The sequence below is a fragment of the Streptomyces sp. SID12501 genome (genome assembly GCF_010550245.1).
GTDB lineage: Bacteria > Actinomycetota > Actinomycetes > Streptomycetales > Streptomycetaceae > Streptomyces.
In genome coordinates this window covers 93,119-113,900 of the sequence record NZ_JAAGLU010000027.1, presented here as the reverse complement: position 1 = coordinate 113,900, position 20,782 = coordinate 93,119, and the positions used below count along the sequence as shown (strand labels likewise).

The window sequence follows — 20,782 nt, the reverse complement described above, 5'->3', positions numbered from 1 at the left end:
ACTGAGCCGCTCAGGCGCCGGTGTGCAGGTGGGCGACCCAGGTGCTGACCAATAGAGGATGGGTATCGCGGAGTTCGCGCTGGGCCTTGTGCAGTGCCAGAGCCACGTCGCCGGGTCCGGAGCCGGTCTCGGTGAGATGGCCGTAGAAGGCCGTGGCGATCTGGAGGGCGGTCGTGTCGTCCACTGGCCACAGGGTGCCGATGACATGAGGGAAGCCTGCGAGTTGGAACGCCGATGTGAGGTGGATGGCTTCGTCGAGCAGGGTATCGGCGGCGGTGACGGCCGTACTGCAGGCGGAGAGGTAGGCGAGCCGGCCCTGTCCGAGGTTGAGGGTGTTCAGACGTCGCACGGTCATGGGAGCGGAGGCGTGGTCGGTGAGGAGCAACGTGCTTTGCGAGGGTTCCGTCGGATGACACACGGCATGGCAGGCGAAGTGGACGATCGGGTAGTCGGCCAGGTGCTCCATGACCTGAGCGCTCGTCGCGTCCGTGAGTCGGAGGGACGCGGGAAGCCGGGACTTCAGTAGGTGGGCTTCCTTATCGGCGCAGTTGAGCGGGGCGTTCATGCCGGGGGTCGTCGGCATGGAGATGATCAGCGCCTTGTCGAGTGGCCGGTGCTGGCTTCTGTCGCGCGTGCGGGAGTGGTCGAGTGCCCGGATGCTGGGCGAGAAGGAGGAGACCACCCGGTCCAGTACGGTGCGGCGATCGGGGGCGTCGAGGGCCTCGTCGTGACGGCCGGCTGCGTGCAGGGGGAGCTGCCCGAGCAGACCGCCCGGTATCCACCACACTCGGGGCCATGGGGCTGATGTGCGGTGCGCGGAGTCGATGCCGAGGCGGTGCAGCACGGGACCGGCCGCACTGTCCCAGAGCCATGCGAGAACGGTCCGCATACGTCCTTGGGCGCCCGTACGATCCACGGCTCTCAGCTGCGGGTCGGTGGCCTGCCTCAGTGCATGCTGGAAGGCCCGCACCTGATGTCTCACGGCATGCGGAGTGAGAGTCGGCAGCGCCAGACTCATGATGCCGTCTTCAGTGATGATCAGGGCATCGCTGCGGTAGTCGCTCACGTTGTAGACGACGATGGGACCTTGGGCTGCCTGGGCTGTCAGCTGCCGCAGGGTCGGCGGCCGCGCGAACGAGGCGAAACCGGGCTGCCTGCGGATCTCCTGCAGCACCTCGGTGAGCTCTTCGGTCAGGCGGCGACTGTGCTGGGAGGCTCGGGTCGCTGAGCTGGTTGCTTCTCCTTCCACCTCGCCTTCGCCGTCGGGGAGATGGAGTGCGGCGCGCAGCTCTACGAAATGGTGGGCCAGTTGTGGATGGTGTTGCCGCAGGAGGGCGATGTCGCCCCGGACCTCCAGGGCCTGGCAGATCAGTACCGCACGGCCTGACTCCAGCAGGGTTAACGCCTGGTAGGCAGGCGGCTCCTGCGTCTCCGCATCCGCAGTGCGGAGCGTGAGTGCCGCGGCGTCGGCCACCAGGCCGGGGAAAGCGGACAGGGCGCTTTCCTGCAACGCGCGCGGCCGATGCCGAGGGGCCGTGTCGGGGAGCAGTCGCATCGCATTGGTGAGCAGTTGGGTGGCATCCCTGGGGCGGTCGGGGGCGCAGAGTGCGGCGGCGGATTGGGCGGCGTGGATGCGCAGGGACGGCGGTGCTGTGGGGACGGCCGCCGCCTGCGTGTACGCCTGGATCGCCGCTTCGCGGTCGGCCTCATCGCGCTCTTGTTGGTGGCGTTGGAGCAGCAGTGCGGCCAGCCGCGTCAGGTCGCAGGCGTGTGCCGCCCGCGGTACCACGGTTCCCGCTACGGCACACTGGGTAGCCTCGATGGCCGCGTCCAAGGTCGTGCTGTCCTGGGTACGTAGGTGAAGCGGCCGCAGCAGCTCTCCGAGACTTGACTGACACACTGTCCGATCGGGATCTCCCTCGGGCAGGTCGTCGTTCACGGCGCGGTAGGCACGGATCAGTTCCTTCAAGTCCTCGGTGGATTGTGCGGAGGCCGGGGTCCACCAGTTGATCAGTGCCCCGTACAGGTCGCAGTCGGGATGACCCGGAAGCACGTAGGCCCGTGCCAGGTATACCTGCAGGAGGGCCGTCGCCCCGTCCTCCTCACGCCCGGTCTGTTCGAAGACGCGCCGCAACGCGCAGGCGAGGTTGAAGTGGAGCCGGCCCCGCAGGCGGCACCGCCGGCATTGCCCACAGCCGCCACGTGGAAGCAGCTTGCTCAGGTGTCTCAGCGAGGCGATCACGCTGGTGAGGTCCTCTTGTTCGCCCGTCCGCTCGTACCGTTGCCACAGGGCATCGGCCAGGAAGCAGTGGTGCGCGGCCCGCTCCGGGTTGTTGAAAGGGGTGGCCGCCAGTGCAGCGCGCATGGCGCGTACGGCCGCGTCGAGCTCGTGCAGGTCACCGGAGCGCTCGTAGGTGGTGAGTAGAGCGCAGGCCAGCAGTTGGTGGGTGTACCGCGCAGGCACGGATGGCTCCGGTTCTTCGAGTGCCTTGTGCTGTGCGTCGATCAGCGTCTGGACGCGCAGCGCGCCGTACGGGCGGGCGGCGGGGTCACGGAGCTCGTGCCTGAGCGCCTTCAGCGAGGCGTCGTAGTCCAAGTGGCCGGTGGTCGTGGTTGGTAGGTTGATCGGCTGCAGAACGGCTCTGTAGGCGTTGATCAGTTCCTCTACCCCGGCCAGGCTGCCGAGGGCGGCCGGCGACTCACGCAGGACTTGCCTGAAGCGCTGCGCGTAGAGCCATCCGGGGGTCCCTGGAGGCACGTTGTCCAGAGCTTCACCCACCTGGGTCAGGAAGGGAATCAGACCTTCGTTCCAGCCGGGCGTCTCCGTATGCGCCACCCCCAGTCCATCGACGAGGACGGGGTAGAGAGACTGTGGCCAGCTGTCCGCCTGCATGAAGAGCCGGTCGGCGGATGACTCATCAGGGGGCGGATTCCCTTTCGTGGCCGTGGCCCCGGCCCACGCGTCCCGCCAGTCCCGGGTGAATGTGAAGCGCCACCGGTATGCCCCACGAAGAATGTGCTCCAGCACACCGACCTGCGGGGTGCCCTCTTTGGCCCACTGGAGGGCCGCGCTCAGTACGTCCACCGCCTCGTTCGCGTCGGACGGGGCGTTCACGGCTTCGGACCGCAACAGCAGTGCGATCCCAAGGTTTTGGGCGTGCAGCGGGTATTCCGGGTCCTCGGTGCCGCCGGCATCCAGCAGCAGCTGGTTGATGCGGATCTCCGCGTCGAGGTCCGCGGTGCTCCGGGTCAGGTTGTGTCGGAGATGATGGGCGCCGGCGAGGTCGTGCAGGAGCGAGGGACGTAGGGGGTGATCGGGCGGAGCTTCGTCGACAGCTGCCTTGGCGGCGGACACCGCCTTGTCGATGTCGTCAGGCCGGCTACCCGACCATTGAGCCCGCTGGCCCAGGGCCGAGCCCAGACGTTGCAGGGCGTCGAGTCGTACGGTCCGACCGGGCGCCGAAGCCGCCGCGGCCGACCCGTACAGTTCGATGGCCTTGTCAAGGTCCGCTAGTAATGCCAGGCGGCTCGCCCGCGTCTGCAGGATGCGGCCGTGGAGCAGGAGAACGTCGGCGGTCGGCGGCGCCTTGGCGGGCAGATCACGCTCGATGGTCTCGAGTAGCGTGATTGCTGCGTCGAGGTCCTTTGGCTGGCCGGTGATCTCGGAGCGGCCCGCCATGACGGTGACGAGATGGCGCAGGGAGGGGATGTACAGCGGGGACGTGATGCGGACGGTGTGGACGAGCGCGGTGAGCGCGTCGATCAGCTTGTCCAGGTCGGGCAACCGTTGGTGAAGCTGGTACCGCGCGGACAACAACTCGGCCAAAGAGCTGATCTCGTCGATGCGCAGGACGTCCGGGTGGTCGACCGGTGCACGGTCGTTCAGCTCCTGGAATGCGTTGATGGCGTCCTGCAAGTCGGTGGCAGACCGGAACCGTTGGTAACGGCTGTCCAGCGCGGTGGCGAGGTCGTGGAGCCGGGACTGTCGATCGGGGGCGGACTCGGCAGCCACCAGGGCGTTGCACGCGGCTCGGACGGCCTCGTCGAGTTCTGTCTTCCCTGCCATGTGCGCTAGTCGCAGGCGCCGCGTCTGGCGACGCTGGAGCTCCAGCTGGGTGGCCATCGGGTGGTCTGGCGGTGTGATCCCCTGAGCCCTGCGGAACGCCTCGTCAGCCGCTTCGAGGTCCGCTGTGGCGTTATTGGCGTGAAAGCGCTCGATCAGGCAACTGGCCAGTACGGACATGCCGGGGGCTTCATGGCCATGGCCCCGCGGAGTGGCTTTGGCGATGGCGCGGCCCACGTCGATCAGGAGGTCCAACTGCTCCGGCGTATACGTTCCGCCCGCGGGCAGCACTCGGGCGATGGTCTCCTCCCGAACCCCAGGCGCCGCCAGCTCCAAGCTGCGCGCCCACAGCGACACCAGCTCGCTGGGCGGAGGACCGGCCGAACCGGCGATCGTCTCCTCCAGCCGGCCGGTCGCCGACCGGAGAACGCGCGCGGCCAGGACCGGCACCACGGATGCCGGAAGGTCTTCCCGTCCAGCGACGTAGCAGGGCAACAGCAAGTCCTGGGCCTTCGCGGCGTTTTCCATGGCGTCGCGCCAAGGAAGGAGGCGACTGCGGTACCAGTGGAACAACCCCAGCGTGAAGTGGCACCTGAGGTCGACATCGGCGTTGAGGAAAGTGGCCAACGCAGCCGCCTCGCATTGGGCGCCTTCGTCCAGCAGATGCGCAGGATCACCACTGGTCCGGAAGCGCTGCAACCGCGCTTCCATATCCGCGAGGAAGTCTTGTTCCACCGCCCCGTCAGTCACCCCCGGTCACAACGATAACTAATCATCCCATGACGGGATTTGGCAGACCATCCCGCACTCAGCCCGGCTACCTTTGCCGGGGCCAGCCGACCGTCAGCGGGATGAGATGACCCTGCACCTGGACGGGCAGGGTCATGGCCTGCCCGGTCCGGGCGTCGAGGGGACCGGTGTGGTCGAAGCCCAGACTGCGGGCCAGGTCGCTCGCGTGCAGTCGGGGCGCCGCCTCCACCAGCAGGGCGTATGCCTGCACGGCCCGGCGCCCTCGCTGCCGTGCCGTGAGGAACAGGCCGGCGACCAGGAGGAAAGCGGGCCACCACAGATAGGCCACGGCGACGTAGAGCACGGCCCAGCCGGCCAGCGTTGTGGCCTCGCTGACCGCTTCTCTGGCCTCCTTTATCTCGGCGCGCGCGGTATCGGGCAGCACGAGCCACAGACGAGGCCACACACTCGGCAGGTCCAGGCCGCACTCCTGCCGGTAGGACACACCACCGTCTTGCGGAAGGGGAAACATCGTGACACGGACTCACGGTTCCCAGGCATTGCGAGCGCCCTGAAAACGGACTAACGGCCGACGGCATCCGCAGCGGCGCTCGTACTGGTCGAGGCTGCATCGGCCTTCAGGGAGACACACAGTCGGATGTGGACGCGGGCGGGCGGGTGTGCAGCAGGTGAGTGAGGGTGTCACCGAGTTGGGGAGTGAGGGGGCCGACATGATCGATGCCCAAGTGGCGTGCGAGCTCAACCGCGTGAAGGCGCGTGGCGGCTTCGCGTAGCAGCGCGTCCGTGGCAACTGCGGAACGAATCCGGTATCGGGCAGTGAGCAGAAGTGTTACGGCAACCGGGGCCGCGGGCCACCACCAGCAGGTGAGTGCAGCGTAGAGCACAGCCCAACCACCGAGCGTAGTGGCGCGCGTCAAGTCCTGACGTGCCATGGTGATCTCGGCACGTGCGGTGTCGGGCAAGTGGAGCCACAGATGAGGCCAGAGGGTACCCAGGTCGAGATGGTGGTCACGATCGAGGCGAACGGCCGTTGCATGGACGCGGTCCCCGCTCCAGGTCGGCCGGTCCGGCCTTTCGGAAGCGATCCGGGAGCGGGTCTGATGGGCGGCGCGCCACTGAGCGGAGTCAGGAGGTGCGCCTCCATGGTGCGTGCGACGGGCTCTCGCCACGCCTGCCTGGTAAGCCGAGTGGGCGCTGTCCCAGTGCTGTCGACGCTTACGTACACGATGGTCGGCGATCCATCGGAAGGGAGCAGGCCAGTTGCGCCATCCGACGGCGAGCGCGGCGCGCTCGACGAGGGAACCGAGTGCCTGAGCGGTGATGCCCGCCAGCGCCGCGCCCACGAGCACGGCGGCCAACACCACCACCTGGCCGCCGACGGTGGACGCGGCGGGAGCCTTCGCCCAGCCGCCGATCCGGTCGGCCAGTAGCACCACGTCGAGTGCGTCCGACTGTCCGAGCGTGAGCGCCGCTGTGGCGACGGAGAGGTACAGGGCCCCGGGTAGGACGAGCAGAGACAGCCAGCGCTCGGCGAGTTTCTTGCCGAGTTCTCCCAGGAAGCCGCCCACGGATCACAGCCTCGTGCGGATCATCTCGTGCCCGCTTATGCGGCAACGGAGCAGCGGCTCGGGCTGCGGCCAGGGGCGACCGGAACAGATGCGCATCGGGCACTTGTACCAGAGCTCGAGCGGCTCCTCGTCGTGCCCAGGGGGCAGCAGCGATCGTCGCTGCTGCCCGTACAGCCCCAACGCGTCGCCGGCGTTCAGTAGCGCAGCATGCAGGCGATCCAGCGCGGCCGCCAGGTCTCCGTCGCCGGTCACGGCGCTCAGCACAGACCCCAACGGCGTGTCGTCACCGTTGTCGGCGTCCCTTAAGACCTCACGAATTGCCTCCCGGGTCGCACACACGACCGCGAGGCCATCGGCAGCTCGCTGCGGCAGAGCCCTCATTATGTTCCCCTCCGGCGTACCCGGACTCCGACGGGCCGGGCCCGGACACAGCCAGGTTTGTGAAACGCATCAGATGATGAATCATCCGATCACATCCGCCCAAGTCATCGGATCCTAGGTCACATTCGGCTAGCGTCGCTGCCATATGGCGAAACGCGGGGGGCTTGTGCAGGAGCGAAATCACTGGACCGCGTGCCTTGAGTCCCGGCTTGCATGGGTAGTGGCACAGCACGACGTAACGGCGGTACTGGATCCGGCCGCTACAGAAGCAGCCCGCCGGCTGTCCGCCCTACTGAGCGATGACGACTACGACGTCCGGGCCCGGTACGCGTTGGCCTGGTTCCACTGGTACCGCTCGGTGGCCCTGGCCGACGAGCAGGCTCGAGGACATCGCGAGGCGGCAGTCGCCTTGTTCACGCTGTGCTTCGTATCGGGAGTCCACGACATTCCCCCTCCTCTGCTGCCAGACGTTGCAGACGCCGTACAGCCTGTGGCCCGCACTGCGCTGCAACAAGCTGTCGACGCACAGCACCCCGGTCTCCTCACCGCTGCCGTGACCCTCTGGCAGTCTGTCGTGACCGTCACCAGAGCAGACCATCCCGATCTGCCCGAGCGACTGTCGAACCTGGGCATCGCGCTTGCCGGCCGATACCGAAAGACTGGTGAACCGGACGACTTGGCGGCAGCGGTCGTGGCAGGGCGGGCCGCCGTGGATGCGACGGCCATCGACCATCCGAGGGCACCCGGACGATTGGTCAATCTCGGCAACGCCCTCATTGCCCAGTACAAACGGACGGACGCGGTCGCGGACATCGATGCAGCGATCGCCGTGGCCCGGGCAGGGGTGAACGCCGCCCTATCGGGCCATCCCGACCGCGCGGCAAACCTGACCCATCTGAGCCTCGCGTTATCAGCGCGGTTCGAGCGCACCGGGAACGCGGAAGACCTGCTTACTGCGATCGAGGCCGGTCGCGAGGCCCTTCTGATCACGCCCGACGGTCACCCGCACCGGCCGGCGCTGCTCTCCAATCTCGGCGGGGCTCTCAGGGCGAGATTCGAATTAACCCAGGACCCAGCCGACCTCGATGCCACGTTGGAGGCGGACCAGGCGGCCTTGAACGCCACCCCCGATGATCATCCGGACAGGGCCACCCGGCTGCTCAACCTGGCAACCACGTTACGGCTCCGATCGGAGGCCAGGGGCGACGCAGCAGCCCTGGACGCCGCTGTCGAGGCTCACAGGGCAGCACTGTCGGACATCCCGGACAACGATCCCGTCCGGGCCGAATCGTTGTCGAACCTAGCCGTGGCGCTGGAGCGGCGATACCGGCTGAACGGAGCCCTAGCAGACCTCAACGGTGCGGTCGAGGCCATGCGCGCCGCGGTCGCCGCGATACGGGCCGATCACGTCACATGGGCGGGCAGCCAGTCCAACCTCGCCTTGACCCTCACAACACGGTTCGCGCGACTCGGCCATCGGGCGGACATCGACGAGGCTGTCGAGGCGGCCCGAAACGCCGTCGACGCCACCCCGGAAGGCTCCCCCCGCCGCGCCGGACGCCTGTCGAACCTCGCTATGGCGCTGGAATCCCGGTTCGGGCGATTTGGGGGCAAGTCGGACATTGGTGAGGCTGTCGAGGCTGCCCGTAGAGCTGTCGACGACACCCCCTCCGGTCACCCCGATCAGGTGAAGTGGCTGGCCAACCTCGCCGGGGCGCTGCGGGAGCGCGCCGCTCGGTCCGGCGCCGCACGGGATATGGACGAGGCCGTCGACACAGCCCGGGCCGCGCTGTCCGCCGCCACCCGTGAACGCGACCACCCGCACCGAGACGAAGCACAGCTCACCTTCGGGCTGGCCCTGAGCGTTCGATACGCGTCTGCCCGTGCTGAGGCAGACCGCGATGTCGCGTCGACCGTCCTCGCGGGCGTACTCGAACGCGCCACCGCCGTGCCGCTCCTGCGCGTGTTCAGTGGCATCACCGCGGCGCAGCTGATCGCCCCGTCCAACCTCGGGCGAGCGTCCGACCTGCTTGAACACGCGATCACGCTGCTCCCGCTGTTGACGCCTCGGCACCTCCAACGAGGGGACCAGCAGCACGCTCTCGCAATCTTTACCGGGCTGCCTGCGGAATCCGCAGCACACGCCCTGTCTGACGGGCGACGGTCCGAGGACCGGCGAGCTGCCCGAGCCCTGCACCTGTTGGAAACGGGCAGAGCCGTTCTCCTCAACCAGTCAGTGGACACTCGAAGCGACCTTAGTGCCCTCCGCCGGGAACACCCTCAGCTCGCGGCGCGGTTCGTGGAATTGCGCGATCTGCTGGACAGCCTCCCCGACACTATGTCCGCCGACGCCGAAGAAACCTCCCCCTGGCTGCATCGCTCAGCAGACCAGCGGCGCAATATCACAGCCGAGTTCGAGACGACGCTGACCCTGATCCGCGATATCGACGGCTACGCCGACTTCGCACTCCCTCTGAGCGAAGAAGAACTGATCGCCCAGACCAAGGACGGGCCCATCGTCGCCCTGAATGTCAGTACCTACCGCAGCGACGCTCTGCTTCTCACGGCAGACGGCATCAGGTCCCTCGAACTTCCTGGCCTGCCGCGCTCAGAGGTGGTGGAGCGGATCACTGCGTTCCGTCAGGCACTCCGCTCCGCGACGGACGGAACGACGCCGACCAGCAGACGACGTGCCCAGGCCGACATCACTGACACGCTCGCCTGGCTCTGGGACGCCGTGGCAGAGCCGGTGCTCCGGGCTCTGGGCCATCATGGGCCGCCCCCAACCGGCGCGGTGTGGCCACGCATCTGGTGGGCGCCAGGCGGCCTGTTGAGCGTCCTGCCTCTGCACGCCGCAGGTCATCACTCGGACCCATCGGACGATCCGCGGTGCCGGACGGTGATGGACCGGGTCGTTTCCTCCTACACCCCGACCGTCCGCTCCCTGCGGCACGCCCGCCGGACCGCAGGCACCACAACGGAGTATGTACAGGACCGCGCGCTGATCGTCGCCATGCCCGTCACGCCAGGCGTCCCCGGGCGCCTGGAACACGTTCCCGCCGAAGTGTCCATCGTGGGCGACCTCCTGCCCCACCATGTGCTGCTCATGGAAAAGGAACGCGGACGTTACGCGGACAGCGACACGGCACGAGACAATCGCACCGTGGCCCAAGACCTCCGCCCTACTGGCGAGAACGTCCTGTCACACCTGCCCCGGTCTTCCATCGTCCACTTCGCCTGCCACGGTGACGACCATCCCTCGGATCCCTCCCTGAGCCGACTGCTCCTCCTCGACCACGACACGAGCCCGCTCACCGTGGCCCAACTCGCGCAGCTAAAGCTCGGACACGCCCGTCTTGCCTACCTGTCCGCATGCGGCACCGCCCTCTCAGCCGTGCCTGAACTGTGGGATGAAGCCATTCATCTCACCAGCGCCTTCCACATGGCAGGCTTCGCACATGTGGTGGGCACGCTCTGGGAGATCAATGATGCCTACGCCTGCAGGTTCGCTGAGCGCTTCTACAAGTACCTCTTCGCACAAGGCAAGGCGCTCGCGACCGAGAACTCGGCTCTCGCCCTGCATCACGCCGTGCGCGCCGCGCGGGATGAACTGGCCCGGCTGCCCTCCTTCTGGGCGGCATATCTCCACGTTGGCGCCTGATTGCCCAGCGAGCACCAGGAACTGAGGTCCCCGGGGCTCGGCGGTGGCCGGCACCGACTCCTACCGCCTGGCTGTCACCTGCGCCCGCGCCGAAGCGGCTGCCGCGAGTTGACTGCGCGCCCCGACCCGGCACGACGCCGAGTAGGATCCTGTTCGGCCGCAACTTGCGAAGGTGGACAACCACCGGGGAGCGGCCGTTTTCCCGTGTGAGCGTCGACCGCCTGGGCGCCTGCGTCAGTGATGTCCCGCTGACCCAGGAGGCTATGACGTGGATTTGCGTTACGGAATCAACCCGCAGCAGCAGGCGGCCTATGTCGCACCAGTACGCCCCGGCCAGTGGCCGGTCCGAGTGCTGCAGGGCAGCCCGTCCTACATCAACATGCTGGACGCGCTGAACAGTTGGCAACTGGTGCTGGAGGCCGCCCGAGCCCTGCACCGGCCAGCCGCCGCCTCCTTCAAGCACGTCTCGCCGGCCGACGCGGCGGTGGCCGGGCCCGTCGACGACGTCACGGCTGAGCTCTACAGCATCGACCGCGACGGTGTCGGTGCGCTCACCAGTGCCTATCTGCGGGCCCGCGATGCCGATCCGAAATCCTCCTAACCTCGCCGCCTGCGATTCCGCCTGTTCTCCGCGGCCGCTCAGCTCGTCACTACCGGCCGACGCAAGATTCTCCGCCTCGCCCAGCACTGGTCCTGGACCGGCGAGATCACCACTGCCCTCGAACGGCTCGCGCTCCTGGCCACCCCCGGCTGATCAGCAAACTTCCGCCATCCCGACGACAACACCACCCACCCCGGCCGTGGAACCCGGCGCCGCCCGACGCGACAACGGGGCCGTCGGCCTGCCCACCATCAGCTTCGGAAAGCGAAAGGGTCCACCGACTCCGTTGGCGGACCCTTGCGAATGATCGAGGTTAGCCGTTGTTAGCCCACTTCCGAGACGAGAAAACCCCGCCTGACCTGCATATTCTCTCGCCTCCGATTCTTGTGACATCTTTCCGGTGACGGGTGGCTCCATTTTCCAGGGGCGAGAGTCCGAGAATGACCTCGCTGCCGGGTTGCCACGTCGACGTGTGCACAATGGTCACGAAGGCGGTGCCTCTGGCAAGAAGCACGCGCCCGCTCCCCGTAGGACATGCTCGTGCTGTCATTGGCCGCGACAGGAGGTAGTTCGTGTTGTCTCAGGAAGTACGGATTCAGTGTGCATGGAAGAGGATCACCGAATGGTTGGGCGAGAATACGCCGCGTCATGCCGAAGCAATGAATCCTGGAGTCGGCGAGAGTCTTATCGATGCCGCTGAAGAGGAGATGCCGACTGCGGTCGTCCCCGCTGAGCTTCGGGCATGGCTGCTGCTGAACAACGGCAGTACCGCCAAGGACGTGCTGGATGGACGCTTTTATCAACCGCACCAGGATTCGGTTTTCCTACCCGGCAACAACGTCTTCCTCGACCTTCGCCGGGTCGTGGACGTGCATCGGGATCTCCTCGCCTCGGGGGCGGACTGGCAGCCTCAGTGGATCCCGTTCGCCCAGAAGTCCGATGCCCCCTACGGCTATTTCCTTGACACGGGTGCAAACTCTGCGCAGGCTCCGGTGATGTACTTCGCGGAGGCAGCTCTTCCCCAGCTCGTCTTTCCCTCTCTGGCCGAATTCCTCGAAGCTACGGCCGACGCCCTGGAGCACAGGAGCGGGATCCGCGCTCTGGGGAACCGAGTCCAGTATGGACCCGTCACAGACGCGGGGATGCTGCGCTGGAAGCGTGTGGAGACCGCCTCCTAGTGTCCCGATGAGGGACAACGCAGGTGGGCCCGGAAGCTCGCGCTTCCGGGCCCACCCTGTGCCTAGGTCACCTGACGTCGCAGACGCCGGCGGTCATCGCGCAGTTGTCGAAGCCCGGCAGGCCGACCCAGTAGTCGTCACCATCCTGCAGGCGGTTTCGGTTGATGAAGCCCCCGAAGAACGACATGGACTGGCTGTTCTGGTTGAGGGACATGCTGGAGCGACCGCATACCTCCCCGCCGACCGGCAGGTCGTAGTTGTCGTCGCTGAGAAGCGTCCAATGTCCACTTCCCGCCTTGACCGCGTACGTCGACAGGCACCTCGTCGGGTCCGTCACCTGGTTCGTGCCGCCCTTGCTGGCCGGCATGCCCGCACTCTGGTAACTGTTGGCGAAGGCGAACTCGTCACAGCTCGAACTGTCCTGGTTGGAGGAGCTCAGCTCCGGGGACAGGCCGATGTCCGCGCGGCGGACGTAGGCGGGCGTTTCCGGGCAGATGACATCCCGGTTGTCCGTGGAGGTCCAGTCGTCGCGGTTCATATACGTGAGCGGCGTACCGCCGCCCTTACGGCCGAAGTGTTTGTCGTTGCGCGTCTGCACGAGCCAGGCGTGCGCGGCTGCGGCCGGAAACTTCTTGGCGTTCATGACGTAGGTCGGCTTGTAGTGGTCGAACACGCAGCCGGGGCTGGCGGTGACCACCCTGTCGCACCGCAGCTGTGAGTACTGGTCCGTGCTGACGGCGACGACGTTCTGAGAGGGGTTCCCCGCTATGGAGGCTCCGAGTTTCCAGCTCACACCGACCAGGTCCGAGGTGCGGGTCTGTCCCCAGAACAACGACATCTGCACGTCGCCGACATGTCGGTCACCGACGCCCCATTCCCAGGTGGATGAGGTCTTCCAGATGGCGGTGCTGTTGGTGCAGTCGAACGCGCAGGTCTCGCCGAAGGTGATGGTGACCGGTAGCGTCGTTGCCACCCCGGTCGCGGAGGTCGGTACGAGCTTGAACTTGGTGTTCATGCCGTTCTCGTTGCTGTATGACTTGATCTCTGCCTGGACGTCGAAGTCCAGCGTGCCGAGGATCTTCTGGCTCTGGTCGGTGATGACGACTGGTATGTGGTCCTTCAGGCATGCCTGGGTGCGGTTGATCCACTGCACATGGTTGCTGAAGGGCTTCTCGTCGCACCATTCGACGAAGCTTCCGGTACCGGCCGCCTGGACGGCCGCCACCGAGGTGGCCGACGTGGCAGAGGGAGTCGCCGGGCCGGTGCCGCTGATCACGCTCAGGCTGACATCGGTCGGGGTGGTGATGTCAGCGGGCTGGTCAACGCTCAGGTCCGGATCGCCGAAGATCACGTCAGGCAGCTTCGACTGGTCACCCGGTACGAAGGCGACCGCGTCCCAGGCGATGTCCTTGTCCCCGGTGCCCCCGCTGGTGAAGTTGGACAGCCGCACCTCGGGGAGCTTGTCCTTGAAGCGATAACCGCCCAGGGAGACCCACTTGTTGGACTGGTTGGCGTTCTGGGAGATTGTCTTCTTCTTGGTGCCGAACGCGGTGACGATCTCGTAGATCGCCTCGGTAGTCTGCGCACCGTGGTCGGGTATGTGCACGAAGACCTCGGCGTCACCACCGCGGCCGGGGACCGTGGAGTTCAACTTCCAGACTCCGGTGGCCTCCATACGGTTGGCCGTGCCCGCCGTGGACTCTGGCTGACGGGTGTGAGCGAAGTAGAAGTGGTTGCCGTATCCCGCCCCGATCTGGTGGGTGTCGATCTTCCCTGGGTACGTCCCGTTCCACGGGCTGTAGTTGAGGGTGAACGTGCCGTCCGACGCGGACGCTCCGCAACTTCGTGACGCAGAGCCCGCCGGTACCACGCCCTTGTTGACGTCGTCGACGATCAGGGCGCCCGAGGGCAGGCCGCTGGAGCATCGCGGTGGGTAGGAGTTGGCGTCCGCCTGCTCGGGGTAGGTGGTGTTGAACCGGTGGACTTGGTTGCCGCACTGGGCGCCCGTCGTGCAGCTCTTCCATGTCACCGACTTGTTCCACCAGCAGTGCAGCCAGTGGCTGTTGGTGTCGCTGTTGCCGGAGTCGAGCGTGCAGGCACCCTGGCCGGGGTCGTTGGAGTCGTTGTCTCCGATCTTCGACGGGACACAGGAGTTGGAGGAGTCGCAGAACAGGTCCACCGGCGGCTTGGCCGAGGTGCGGTAGGCGTTGCTGTTCCACCACGCGGCGAGGTACCCAGCCTTCACGTCACCGGGGCCGAACAGGGCGGCGATGGGGCGCGCGGCCCAGCCGATGACCTTCTCCTCGTAAGGCCAGTCCTGCGGGTGCGAGGCGTCGGCATAGTTGTCGCCGCCGGCCGCGTTCTCAAGAAATGGCAGTCGGTTGGCCTTCCACAGCGGGTTGGCGGGGTTGTTGGTCCAGCCCACGCCCTGGTGCCCGGCGGAGTCGGAGGTGACGTAGAAGCCCGAGTTGTAGGCCCACAGGGCGAAGAACCAGTTCTCGATCCACCTCGGGTGGCCGTCGTTGACCTTCATACCCGCCTTGCGGGTCTGGTTCCACTTGCCCGACAGGATCTGCGCGCCATAGGCGATGTTGGCGGTGTAGTCCAGGGCGACGGCCTCCTGCTTGAGAGCGCTCATCGCCGTCTCGTCGGGCTTCTCCTTGCCGGCCAGCCGCATGCCGTCGGTGGCCTGGGTGATGCCGTAACCACAGTCCGCCTCCGACCAGTCGATGGCCCACGGATCCTGCTGCTCACCGCTCGCGCTGTAGTCGACGCCGTAGTAGTTGCCGATGAGGCTGTTGGAACTGACTCCGGGCACGGCGACGCGGGCAGCCTGCCACATATTGGACTCCTGGGCGGTGACGCCGAGGAGGATCTGTGATGGGATATGCCACTTGTCGTTGTCGCCGTCCTCGGTGTCCAGCTTCCCGTTGGGGTCGCCTTCGAGGAGGATCGGCGGGAACAGGCCCTGCGGCTGGTAGCCGGCCATGCCGGTGTTCTTCCAGTCCGGGGAGCGGTAGAAGTCGAGCTTGCCGACGACGGCCTGGTCTGCCGCCCATTCGACCTGGCGCGGAGTGGGCTGGAACGCCTGCTTCTTGACGTCGTTGCGGGCCACGGCGCAGGTGCGCTCGGAGGCGTCCTCGCTCGGGTTGCCAGCCGCGGAAGCGACGAGCTGGGTGGGCGCGGCCTGCGTGGAAAGGCCGGACGAACTCTTGTCCTGAATGGATGACTTGGTCAGCTGCGGCAATGCCGGGGAAGCCGCCGCTCCCTGCCGCTCCGACTTCTTGCCGCCGATACGGTGCTTGCCGGGCACGGCGTCCAACGTGACCGTCCGCTTCGTGTCCAGCAGGCGCAGGCTGACACGGGCGGTGCGCTCGGCCAGGGCTTCGTCGGCCCGGATGCGGCTGTCCTTGCCGTCGGCCCAGGCAGTGGTGAGGGCGGCGGCGCCATGGCTGGAGACGAGCGCACCCTTGGCGACATCGCCGGGGTTCCTCACCGTCTTCGGTAGTGTGCCCCGGGTGGTGGCCGTGCCAGAGATGTAGACGGTGCCGTCGGCCGAGGAGGTCAGGTCCCACTTGGCCAGCCCGCCCGAAGCAAGCGTGCTGGCCGGGGAGTTGCCCTTGCGTAGCCGACCAGCGTCCAGGTGCCGGGCGTAGCTACGGGCCGTCTTCTCGGTGCTGATGTCCTTCGCGCGGTCGATGTAGGTGACACCGCCCGTGGCGTCGACCGTAAGCTGAAACGGTACCGACTCGGTGCGCGTGATTTCCCTGAGCCTGCCCTTGGCCTGGGCGGCGACCAGCCGGTTGCCGTTGGCAGCGACGATGCCGTTCCTCGTCGGCACGGCGGAGGTAACCTCACCCGGATAGGTAGCCGGGGTGCTGGCCTTGCCCGTGGCAGCGTCCACAGTGACCAGCCGGGTCTGCTGTTTGACGTCGCCCTCGTACGAGAGCTGCGTGAACACGGCCTGCTCACCGTCACCACAGCCCGGGCTGAAGTAGGCCAGCGATGCCTGGAACGGCAGCTTGGTGACCTGGCCCGTGGTCAGGTCCACGAGAGCAGCGAAGGCCCCCCGCGTCATGAGTTCGGGCTTGTTGGTGAAGGTACGCGGGGCGTAGGCGACGGCTGCGCGCTTACCGGAGGCGGTCAGACACGCGTTGCCGATCCAGGTGTCGGTGTCGAAACCGGGCTCGGAGAGGGTCGCGGCGGTCTTCCAGGCATAGCCGTCGTTCTCGTCGGCGACCAGGAGGTGGAAGCCGGTACCGTCGCCGGAGGTCGTGAAGGCAGTGTCGGTGGACTCCTTGTAGCCTTTACCGAGGAATTCGGTGCGGTCCTTGGCGGGGATGCCGGCAGGCTTGTCGACATCCTGGGTGTCCGGGGCCTGCCATTGCACGGCGTTCTTCGGTGGCGTCGGTTCGGATGCTTGTGCGGGCATACTCAGTGGTAAGGCCAGCGCCGTGGTCACTGCGACAGTGATCGGCGCCAGGAACCGCTTACTTGCACGTCCTGTCTGTCTCACGTTTTTCCTCTATCGGTTTCGGTCGTACACCGTCGGGATTTCCGCAGAAATAGGCTGCCATCGCGCGTCACTCGACAACTGAGTGCGGTGACGTGCGGGTAGGGCTGAGAGTCTAGGAACCGTAGATGGCCTGGGAGATGCTCTGGTAACCGGAGTTGAAGTAGAAGCCGGTCATGGAAATTTCTGGCCGCTCTCCGAGGAACACTGGACCGGCGGTCGGCTCTCGTACTGTCGGCTGGCCCATCTGCCCCGCCGACAGGGAGTAAGTGCATTCCGCCGCCTGCATTACATCTGAAGCCCAGTACCGCCTGAGCATGTTGGCGTTGAACGCAACCGCGGGCAATCCTGGAACCGGCGGGTTGAACGTTTCGATTAGGCGATATCCGCGTACTTCCCGGACCCGGTCACGCACGCGTTGCCGATCCAGGAGTCCGCATCGAATTCCTCTTCGCGCAGGGTGGCTACGGTAGTGAACTTGTAGCCGTCCTTCTCCTTGCCGGTCAGGACATGAAAGCCGGTGCCGGCACGGTCCTTCTTGCTGACCTCACGGGGCTTGCTCGCAGCTTTCGGCAGACTCTTACCGCCCTGAACGGCGTTGTCGGGGACCGCGGGGTCCCTGAGCCTGCGCGGAGATGGGCAGTGACGAGGCGAGAAGCGCAGTCGCCGCCGCTATCACCACCGCGCGTTGCCTCTGTCTTATGCGCACAGTAAAAGGCGCTCCCTCTTCTGTTTTCGGTCAACGATGGGAGTGAACTCATCCAGCGGATCGAACCGCGGGCAAAGGAAGTGGCACCTCTGTGCGGGCAGAGATGTCGTGCCTGGCAGAACCTCAGGCGTTCGAAGTAACGGTTGGCGCGCAGAGCGAAGGTGCGGGACGTGCAGGCCAGCTTCACCGAGGGTTGCCGTGAGCAGACCGAAGACCGAAGACCGATGCGATGCAACGCTGCCGCACTTCCGCGTGGGTACAAGCGGTAGGTCAGTAATAGATGACGGAGTCGATGTAGATTTTCGGGTCGTCCGGTAGCTCCCCTTGGAAGGACGCACCCATGACAGCGCTTTCTGAGGCCGTCTGGCCGGCGGCGACCTGCCGGAAGTCGAACGTGTTGGTCGTCACCCAGTCCTTTCCGTCGCCCACACTGACAGTGACCCTTATGTTGTGAGCCCTGTCGGTGGAGTTGGTGGAGTTGCAGGCGATATTGATGCCGATCTCATTACGCGTGGCTCGGATCTCCGTATCACCGAGCGTGACGACTTTCGTCTTTCCCTGATGACTGATGACCGGGGTCTCACCGTCCGTTGCCGTCGGACGGCGGGACGGTTCCGGGTCGACTTCGGGTGATGTCGGCGTGCTCGATGTGCTTGGTGTGCTGCTCTTCCCGGCCACAGGATCGGGCGAGGAATCACGAACGGAGTCCTTGCTGCTCGAACACCCGGTGACCAGTACGGTGACCAGCAGCGCTGCGCCCCATGTCGCGGGGCGCAGCCCATGTGTCGGTGGCATCAGTCGCAAGCCCCCACCTTGAGATAGTTGTCGACGACCACTTTGCTTCCGACCTTCATGTAGGAGTACGCTTGGCCGCAGTAGCCCTTGTTCTGGTAGACGGGCCCGGCGTAGGTGCTGTACGTCCCGAAGTCCTGGTCGTCAGGGGTGGCGGTGTAGTTGTCCTTCAGGCGGACACCCATGGAGTAGGCGGTGCCCGTGTCATTGAAGAACACGGCGCAGATCGGCCTGTCGTAGTAACTGCTGCCTGACGTGGTGCCGTTGGTCCAGGTGTAGGCGGTCCCGTAGGTGCTGTAGCGGGCAGCGCCGGTGGATATGGTGTAGCCGGATCCGCACACACTAGCGGCGGCGGCGGCAACGACCGTGTCGGCCTGGATGATCTGCTTGGTCTCGGCAGATGCCTCTGTGTCGACCTTGATGCCGTTGACGTCCATGACCTCGACCGGCGTGTTGACCTCCAGGCCGGGGTGGTCGGCCGCCGACGCGGCGGGCGCGATCACGATGACAGCCAGCAGAGCTACTAAGGCCCCACCCATACGTGTTGCTAACTTCATTTTCTCCCCCTTGTAGTGACAGGCAGATGCCTGGAGCGCACGTAACGTATCGCAGTAAACGTACAAACGATCGATATTTTTCGATCCCTCTGTCCGTTAGGTGCCGGTTCTCCCACGCTTCACGAGCAAGCGTTTTCTGCCATATTCACCCTCGGGCCGATGGGGTTTGAGGCGGACTCCGGACCCGGCACGCGAGGTCGTACCGGCGGATTTTTGGGCATCTCCGAGTCGTCGGTGTTGAGGCGGTGTCGGCGCGGGCAGGTGATATCCAGCCGGAAGGAAAGTCGTCTGCCGACATGCTGGTGTTGCTGTCGCCGACTCACAGGTGGGCCTTCATGTACGTGCCCTTCAACGGGGTCCACCCCAGGCGGGAGGAGGGCAGCGGCGCGGGCCAGGGGCGAATTGCCCGCAGCCGCTGGGGCCGAGCAGACCGACCGCTTCGCCGGGCGCGACGGTCAGGGAGGCGTGCCGGACCATGGGCGCGTGCCGGTCGTATCCGGCTGGTGCGGCGGGTGACTTGGGTGTCCGTCAATGCCGGTCACGAGCAGACGAAGGGTGAGGCCATTCTCTCGTCTGGCGGCAGTAGTTGGTCTCCGGTCCGGACGAAGTCTTCCGAGAGTGATCGGACGCTGCCCCTGTGCCGGTCCTGGTGGGACTGTTGCGTGGTGCTGTCCCGGGCGGGGTCTGACTCTTGAGATCTTTGACCGAAGTGTCCAGTCACGGGCTTGTCGACTGTCGTTGCGGGATGGTGTCTGCTGTCACCGAGCCACAGGGCGTGTCCCAATAGGGGCCTTGCCGAAGTTCAGGCGCCATCACGGTTCAGACCGCCCGTCCAGGCCGGTGCCAGCCACCCAGTACGTCACCACGCGGGAGGCGAACCAATCATGACGACCCGACAGAGCAGCACCTCCTCCAGCACAGATCCTCCCGTTCGGCGCGAGGTCGTCCTGGGCGTAGACACGCACGGCGAGGTTCATGTCGCCGCCGTGATCTCCCCGCTCGGGCAAATCTTGGGCACCGAGTCCTTTCCGGCCACGGCGGCTGGCTACCGACAGCTGCTCGTCTGGGCCCGCAAGCGGGGGACGGTGCGCCGGGCCGGCGTGGAGGGCACCGGCACCTTCGGCGCGGGCCTGTCCCGCTACCTGCTGGCTCAGCGTGTCGAGGTGTTCGAAGTGAACCGGCCCGACCGCTCGGCCCGCCGTCAGCTCGGGAAGTCGGACCCGCTCGATGCGCAGGCTGCTGCGCGGGCTGTGCTCAGCGGTCGCGCCCAGGCCCGGGCCAAAACCGGCGACGGTCCGGTGCACAGCGCCCGGATGTTCAAACTCGCCAAGGTCTCCGCGGTCAAGGCCCGCACCCAGGCGATCAACCAGCTCAAGGCCGTCCTGGTCATAGCTGACCCCGCCTTGCGGGAGCGGTTGTCGAGCCTGGGCAATGCCGAGCTGTTCCGCACCTGCGCGCGCCTCGGCCTGCGCGACGGCGGGGGCGACGAGGACGCGGTGGCCCAGGCCACCCATATGACCCTGAGAATGCTCGCGGAGCGCATCGAGCAGCTCACCGGGCAGATCGATGAGCTGAACCGGCGCCTGACCCTGCTCGTCGAACGCCACGCCCCGCAGCTGCTCGTACCGGTGGGCATAGGCCCGGACAGTGCCGTCACGCTCCTGATCACCATGGGAGACAACCCCGAGCGGCTGAACACCGAGGCATCCTTTGCTGCCCTTTGCGGGGTCAGCCCCGTCGAGTACTCCTCGGGCCGGCGGAGCACGCGTCGGCTCAACCACGGCGGCGACCGGCAAGCCAACGCGGCCCTGCATCGCATCGTGTTCACTCGGCTGCGTCACGACCCGCGCACCCAGGCGTACTACGAACGCCGCACGCAGGAGGGCAAGACCCGACGTGAGATCATCCGATGCCTCAAGCGGTATGCCGCCCGAGAGGTCTTCAACCTGGTCAGACCGGTTTCCCGCACCCCCGCGTTATAGGGGCGTCCGTGAGAGATGAGAGGGTTT

At 66.4% G+C, this 20,782-nt stretch carries 11 protein-coding genes, 2 pseudogenes and 1 riboswitch; of the genes and pseudogenes, 5 read left to right on the top strand and 8 right to left on the bottom strand.

From position 1 onward, the window contains the following. Nucleotides 1-10: 10 nt before the first annotated feature. The 4 genes from G3I71_RS29840 to G3I71_RS29825 all read right to left on the bottom strand — a co-directional run bounded on the left by G3I71_RS29840 (nucleotide 11) and on the right by G3I71_RS29825 (nucleotide 6,633). A complete protein-coding gene (locus tag G3I71_RS29840; RefSeq protein ID WP_164319322.1) occupies nucleotides 11-4,690 on the bottom strand; it encodes a CHAT domain-containing protein in 4,680 nt (1,559 codons plus the stop codon). A 190-nt stretch (nucleotides 4,691-4,880) separates the two neighbouring features. Then, entirely contained in the window at nucleotides 4,881-5,297 is a 417-nt protein-coding gene (locus G3I71_RS29835; RefSeq protein WP_164319320.1) for a hypothetical protein, read from the bottom strand. 133 nt (nucleotides 5,298-5,430) lie between these two features. Further along, nucleotides 5,431-6,381: a hypothetical protein gene (locus G3I71_RS29830; protein ID WP_164319318.1), complete on the bottom strand. Its 951-nt coding sequence runs from the start codon at nucleotides 6,379-6,381 to the stop codon at nucleotides 5,431-5,433. 3 nt (nucleotides 6,382-6,384) lie between these two features. Next, entirely contained in the window at nucleotides 6,385-6,633 is a 249-nt protein-coding gene (locus G3I71_RS29825) for a hypothetical protein (RefSeq protein ID WP_164319316.1), read from the bottom strand. Between the two features lie 349 nt (nucleotides 6,634-6,982). Between G3I71_RS29825 and G3I71_RS29820 the strand changes: the two genes are divergently transcribed. From G3I71_RS29820 to G3I71_RS29805, 4 genes and pseudogenes are all read left to right on the top strand, one after another. Then, nucleotides 6,983-10,423 (top strand): CHAT domain-containing protein, encoded by a 3,441-nt coding sequence (locus tag G3I71_RS29820; RefSeq protein ID WP_164319314.1) that lies wholly within the window; start codon nucleotides 6,983-6,985, stop codon nucleotides 10,421-10,423. A gap of 149 nt (nucleotides 10,424-10,572) precedes the next feature. Then, a riboswitch (ZMP/ZTP riboswitch) is annotated at nucleotides 10,573-10,657 on the top strand. A 34-nt stretch (nucleotides 10,658-10,691) separates the two neighbouring features. Then, on the top strand, nucleotides 10,692-11,024 hold the full coding sequence (locus tag G3I71_RS29815; RefSeq protein ID WP_164319312.1) for a hypothetical protein: 333 nt from the start codon (nucleotides 10,692-10,694) through the stop codon (nucleotides 11,022-11,024). Then, a pseudogene (locus tag G3I71_RS29810) lies at nucleotides 11,025-11,177 on the top strand (IS1380 family transposase); the annotation flags it as partial. It abuts the gene before it with no gap. Nucleotides 11,178-11,596: 419 nt separating this feature from the next. Continuing rightward, nucleotides 11,597-12,202: an SMI1/KNR4 family protein gene (locus G3I71_RS29805; protein ID WP_164319310.1), complete on the top strand. Its 606-nt coding sequence runs from the start codon at nucleotides 11,597-11,599 to the stop codon at nucleotides 12,200-12,202. Nucleotides 12,203-12,269: 67 nt separating this feature from the next. Here the strand turns inward: G3I71_RS29805 and G3I71_RS29800 are convergent, their stop codons facing one another. The 4 genes and pseudogenes from G3I71_RS29800 to G3I71_RS51420 form a co-directional block, all read right to left on the bottom strand. Beyond that, nucleotides 12,270-16,634: a hypothetical protein gene (locus G3I71_RS29800; protein WP_164319308.1), complete on the bottom strand. Its 4,365-nt coding sequence runs from the start codon at nucleotides 16,632-16,634 to the stop codon at nucleotides 12,270-12,272. Nucleotides 16,635-17,694: 1,060 nt separating this feature from the next. Beyond that, nucleotides 17,695-18,228, bottom strand: a complete 534-nt coding sequence (locus tag G3I71_RS51425) for a hypothetical protein (RefSeq protein WP_239149423.1) — start codon at nucleotides 18,226-18,228, stop codon at nucleotides 17,695-17,697. Further along, nucleotides 18,219-18,773, bottom strand: a complete 555-nt coding sequence (locus tag G3I71_RS29790; protein ID WP_239149422.1) for a hypothetical protein — start codon at nucleotides 18,771-18,773, stop codon at nucleotides 18,219-18,221. Before G3I71_RS29790 ends, G3I71_RS51425 begins: the two co-directional genes overlap by 10 nt. Before the next feature lie 371 nt (nucleotides 18,774-19,144). Next, nucleotides 19,145-19,250 (bottom strand): annotated as a pseudogene (locus tag G3I71_RS51420) (ATP-binding cassette domain-containing protein); the annotation flags it as partial. A 407-nt stretch (nucleotides 19,251-19,657) separates the two neighbouring features. Between G3I71_RS51420 and G3I71_RS29780 the strand changes: the two are divergent. After that, on the top strand, nucleotides 19,658-20,755 hold the full coding sequence (locus G3I71_RS29780; RefSeq protein WP_203731728.1) for an IS110 family transposase: 1,098 nt from the start codon (nucleotides 19,658-19,660) through the stop codon (nucleotides 20,753-20,755). Nucleotides 20,756-20,782 lie beyond the last annotated feature (27 nt).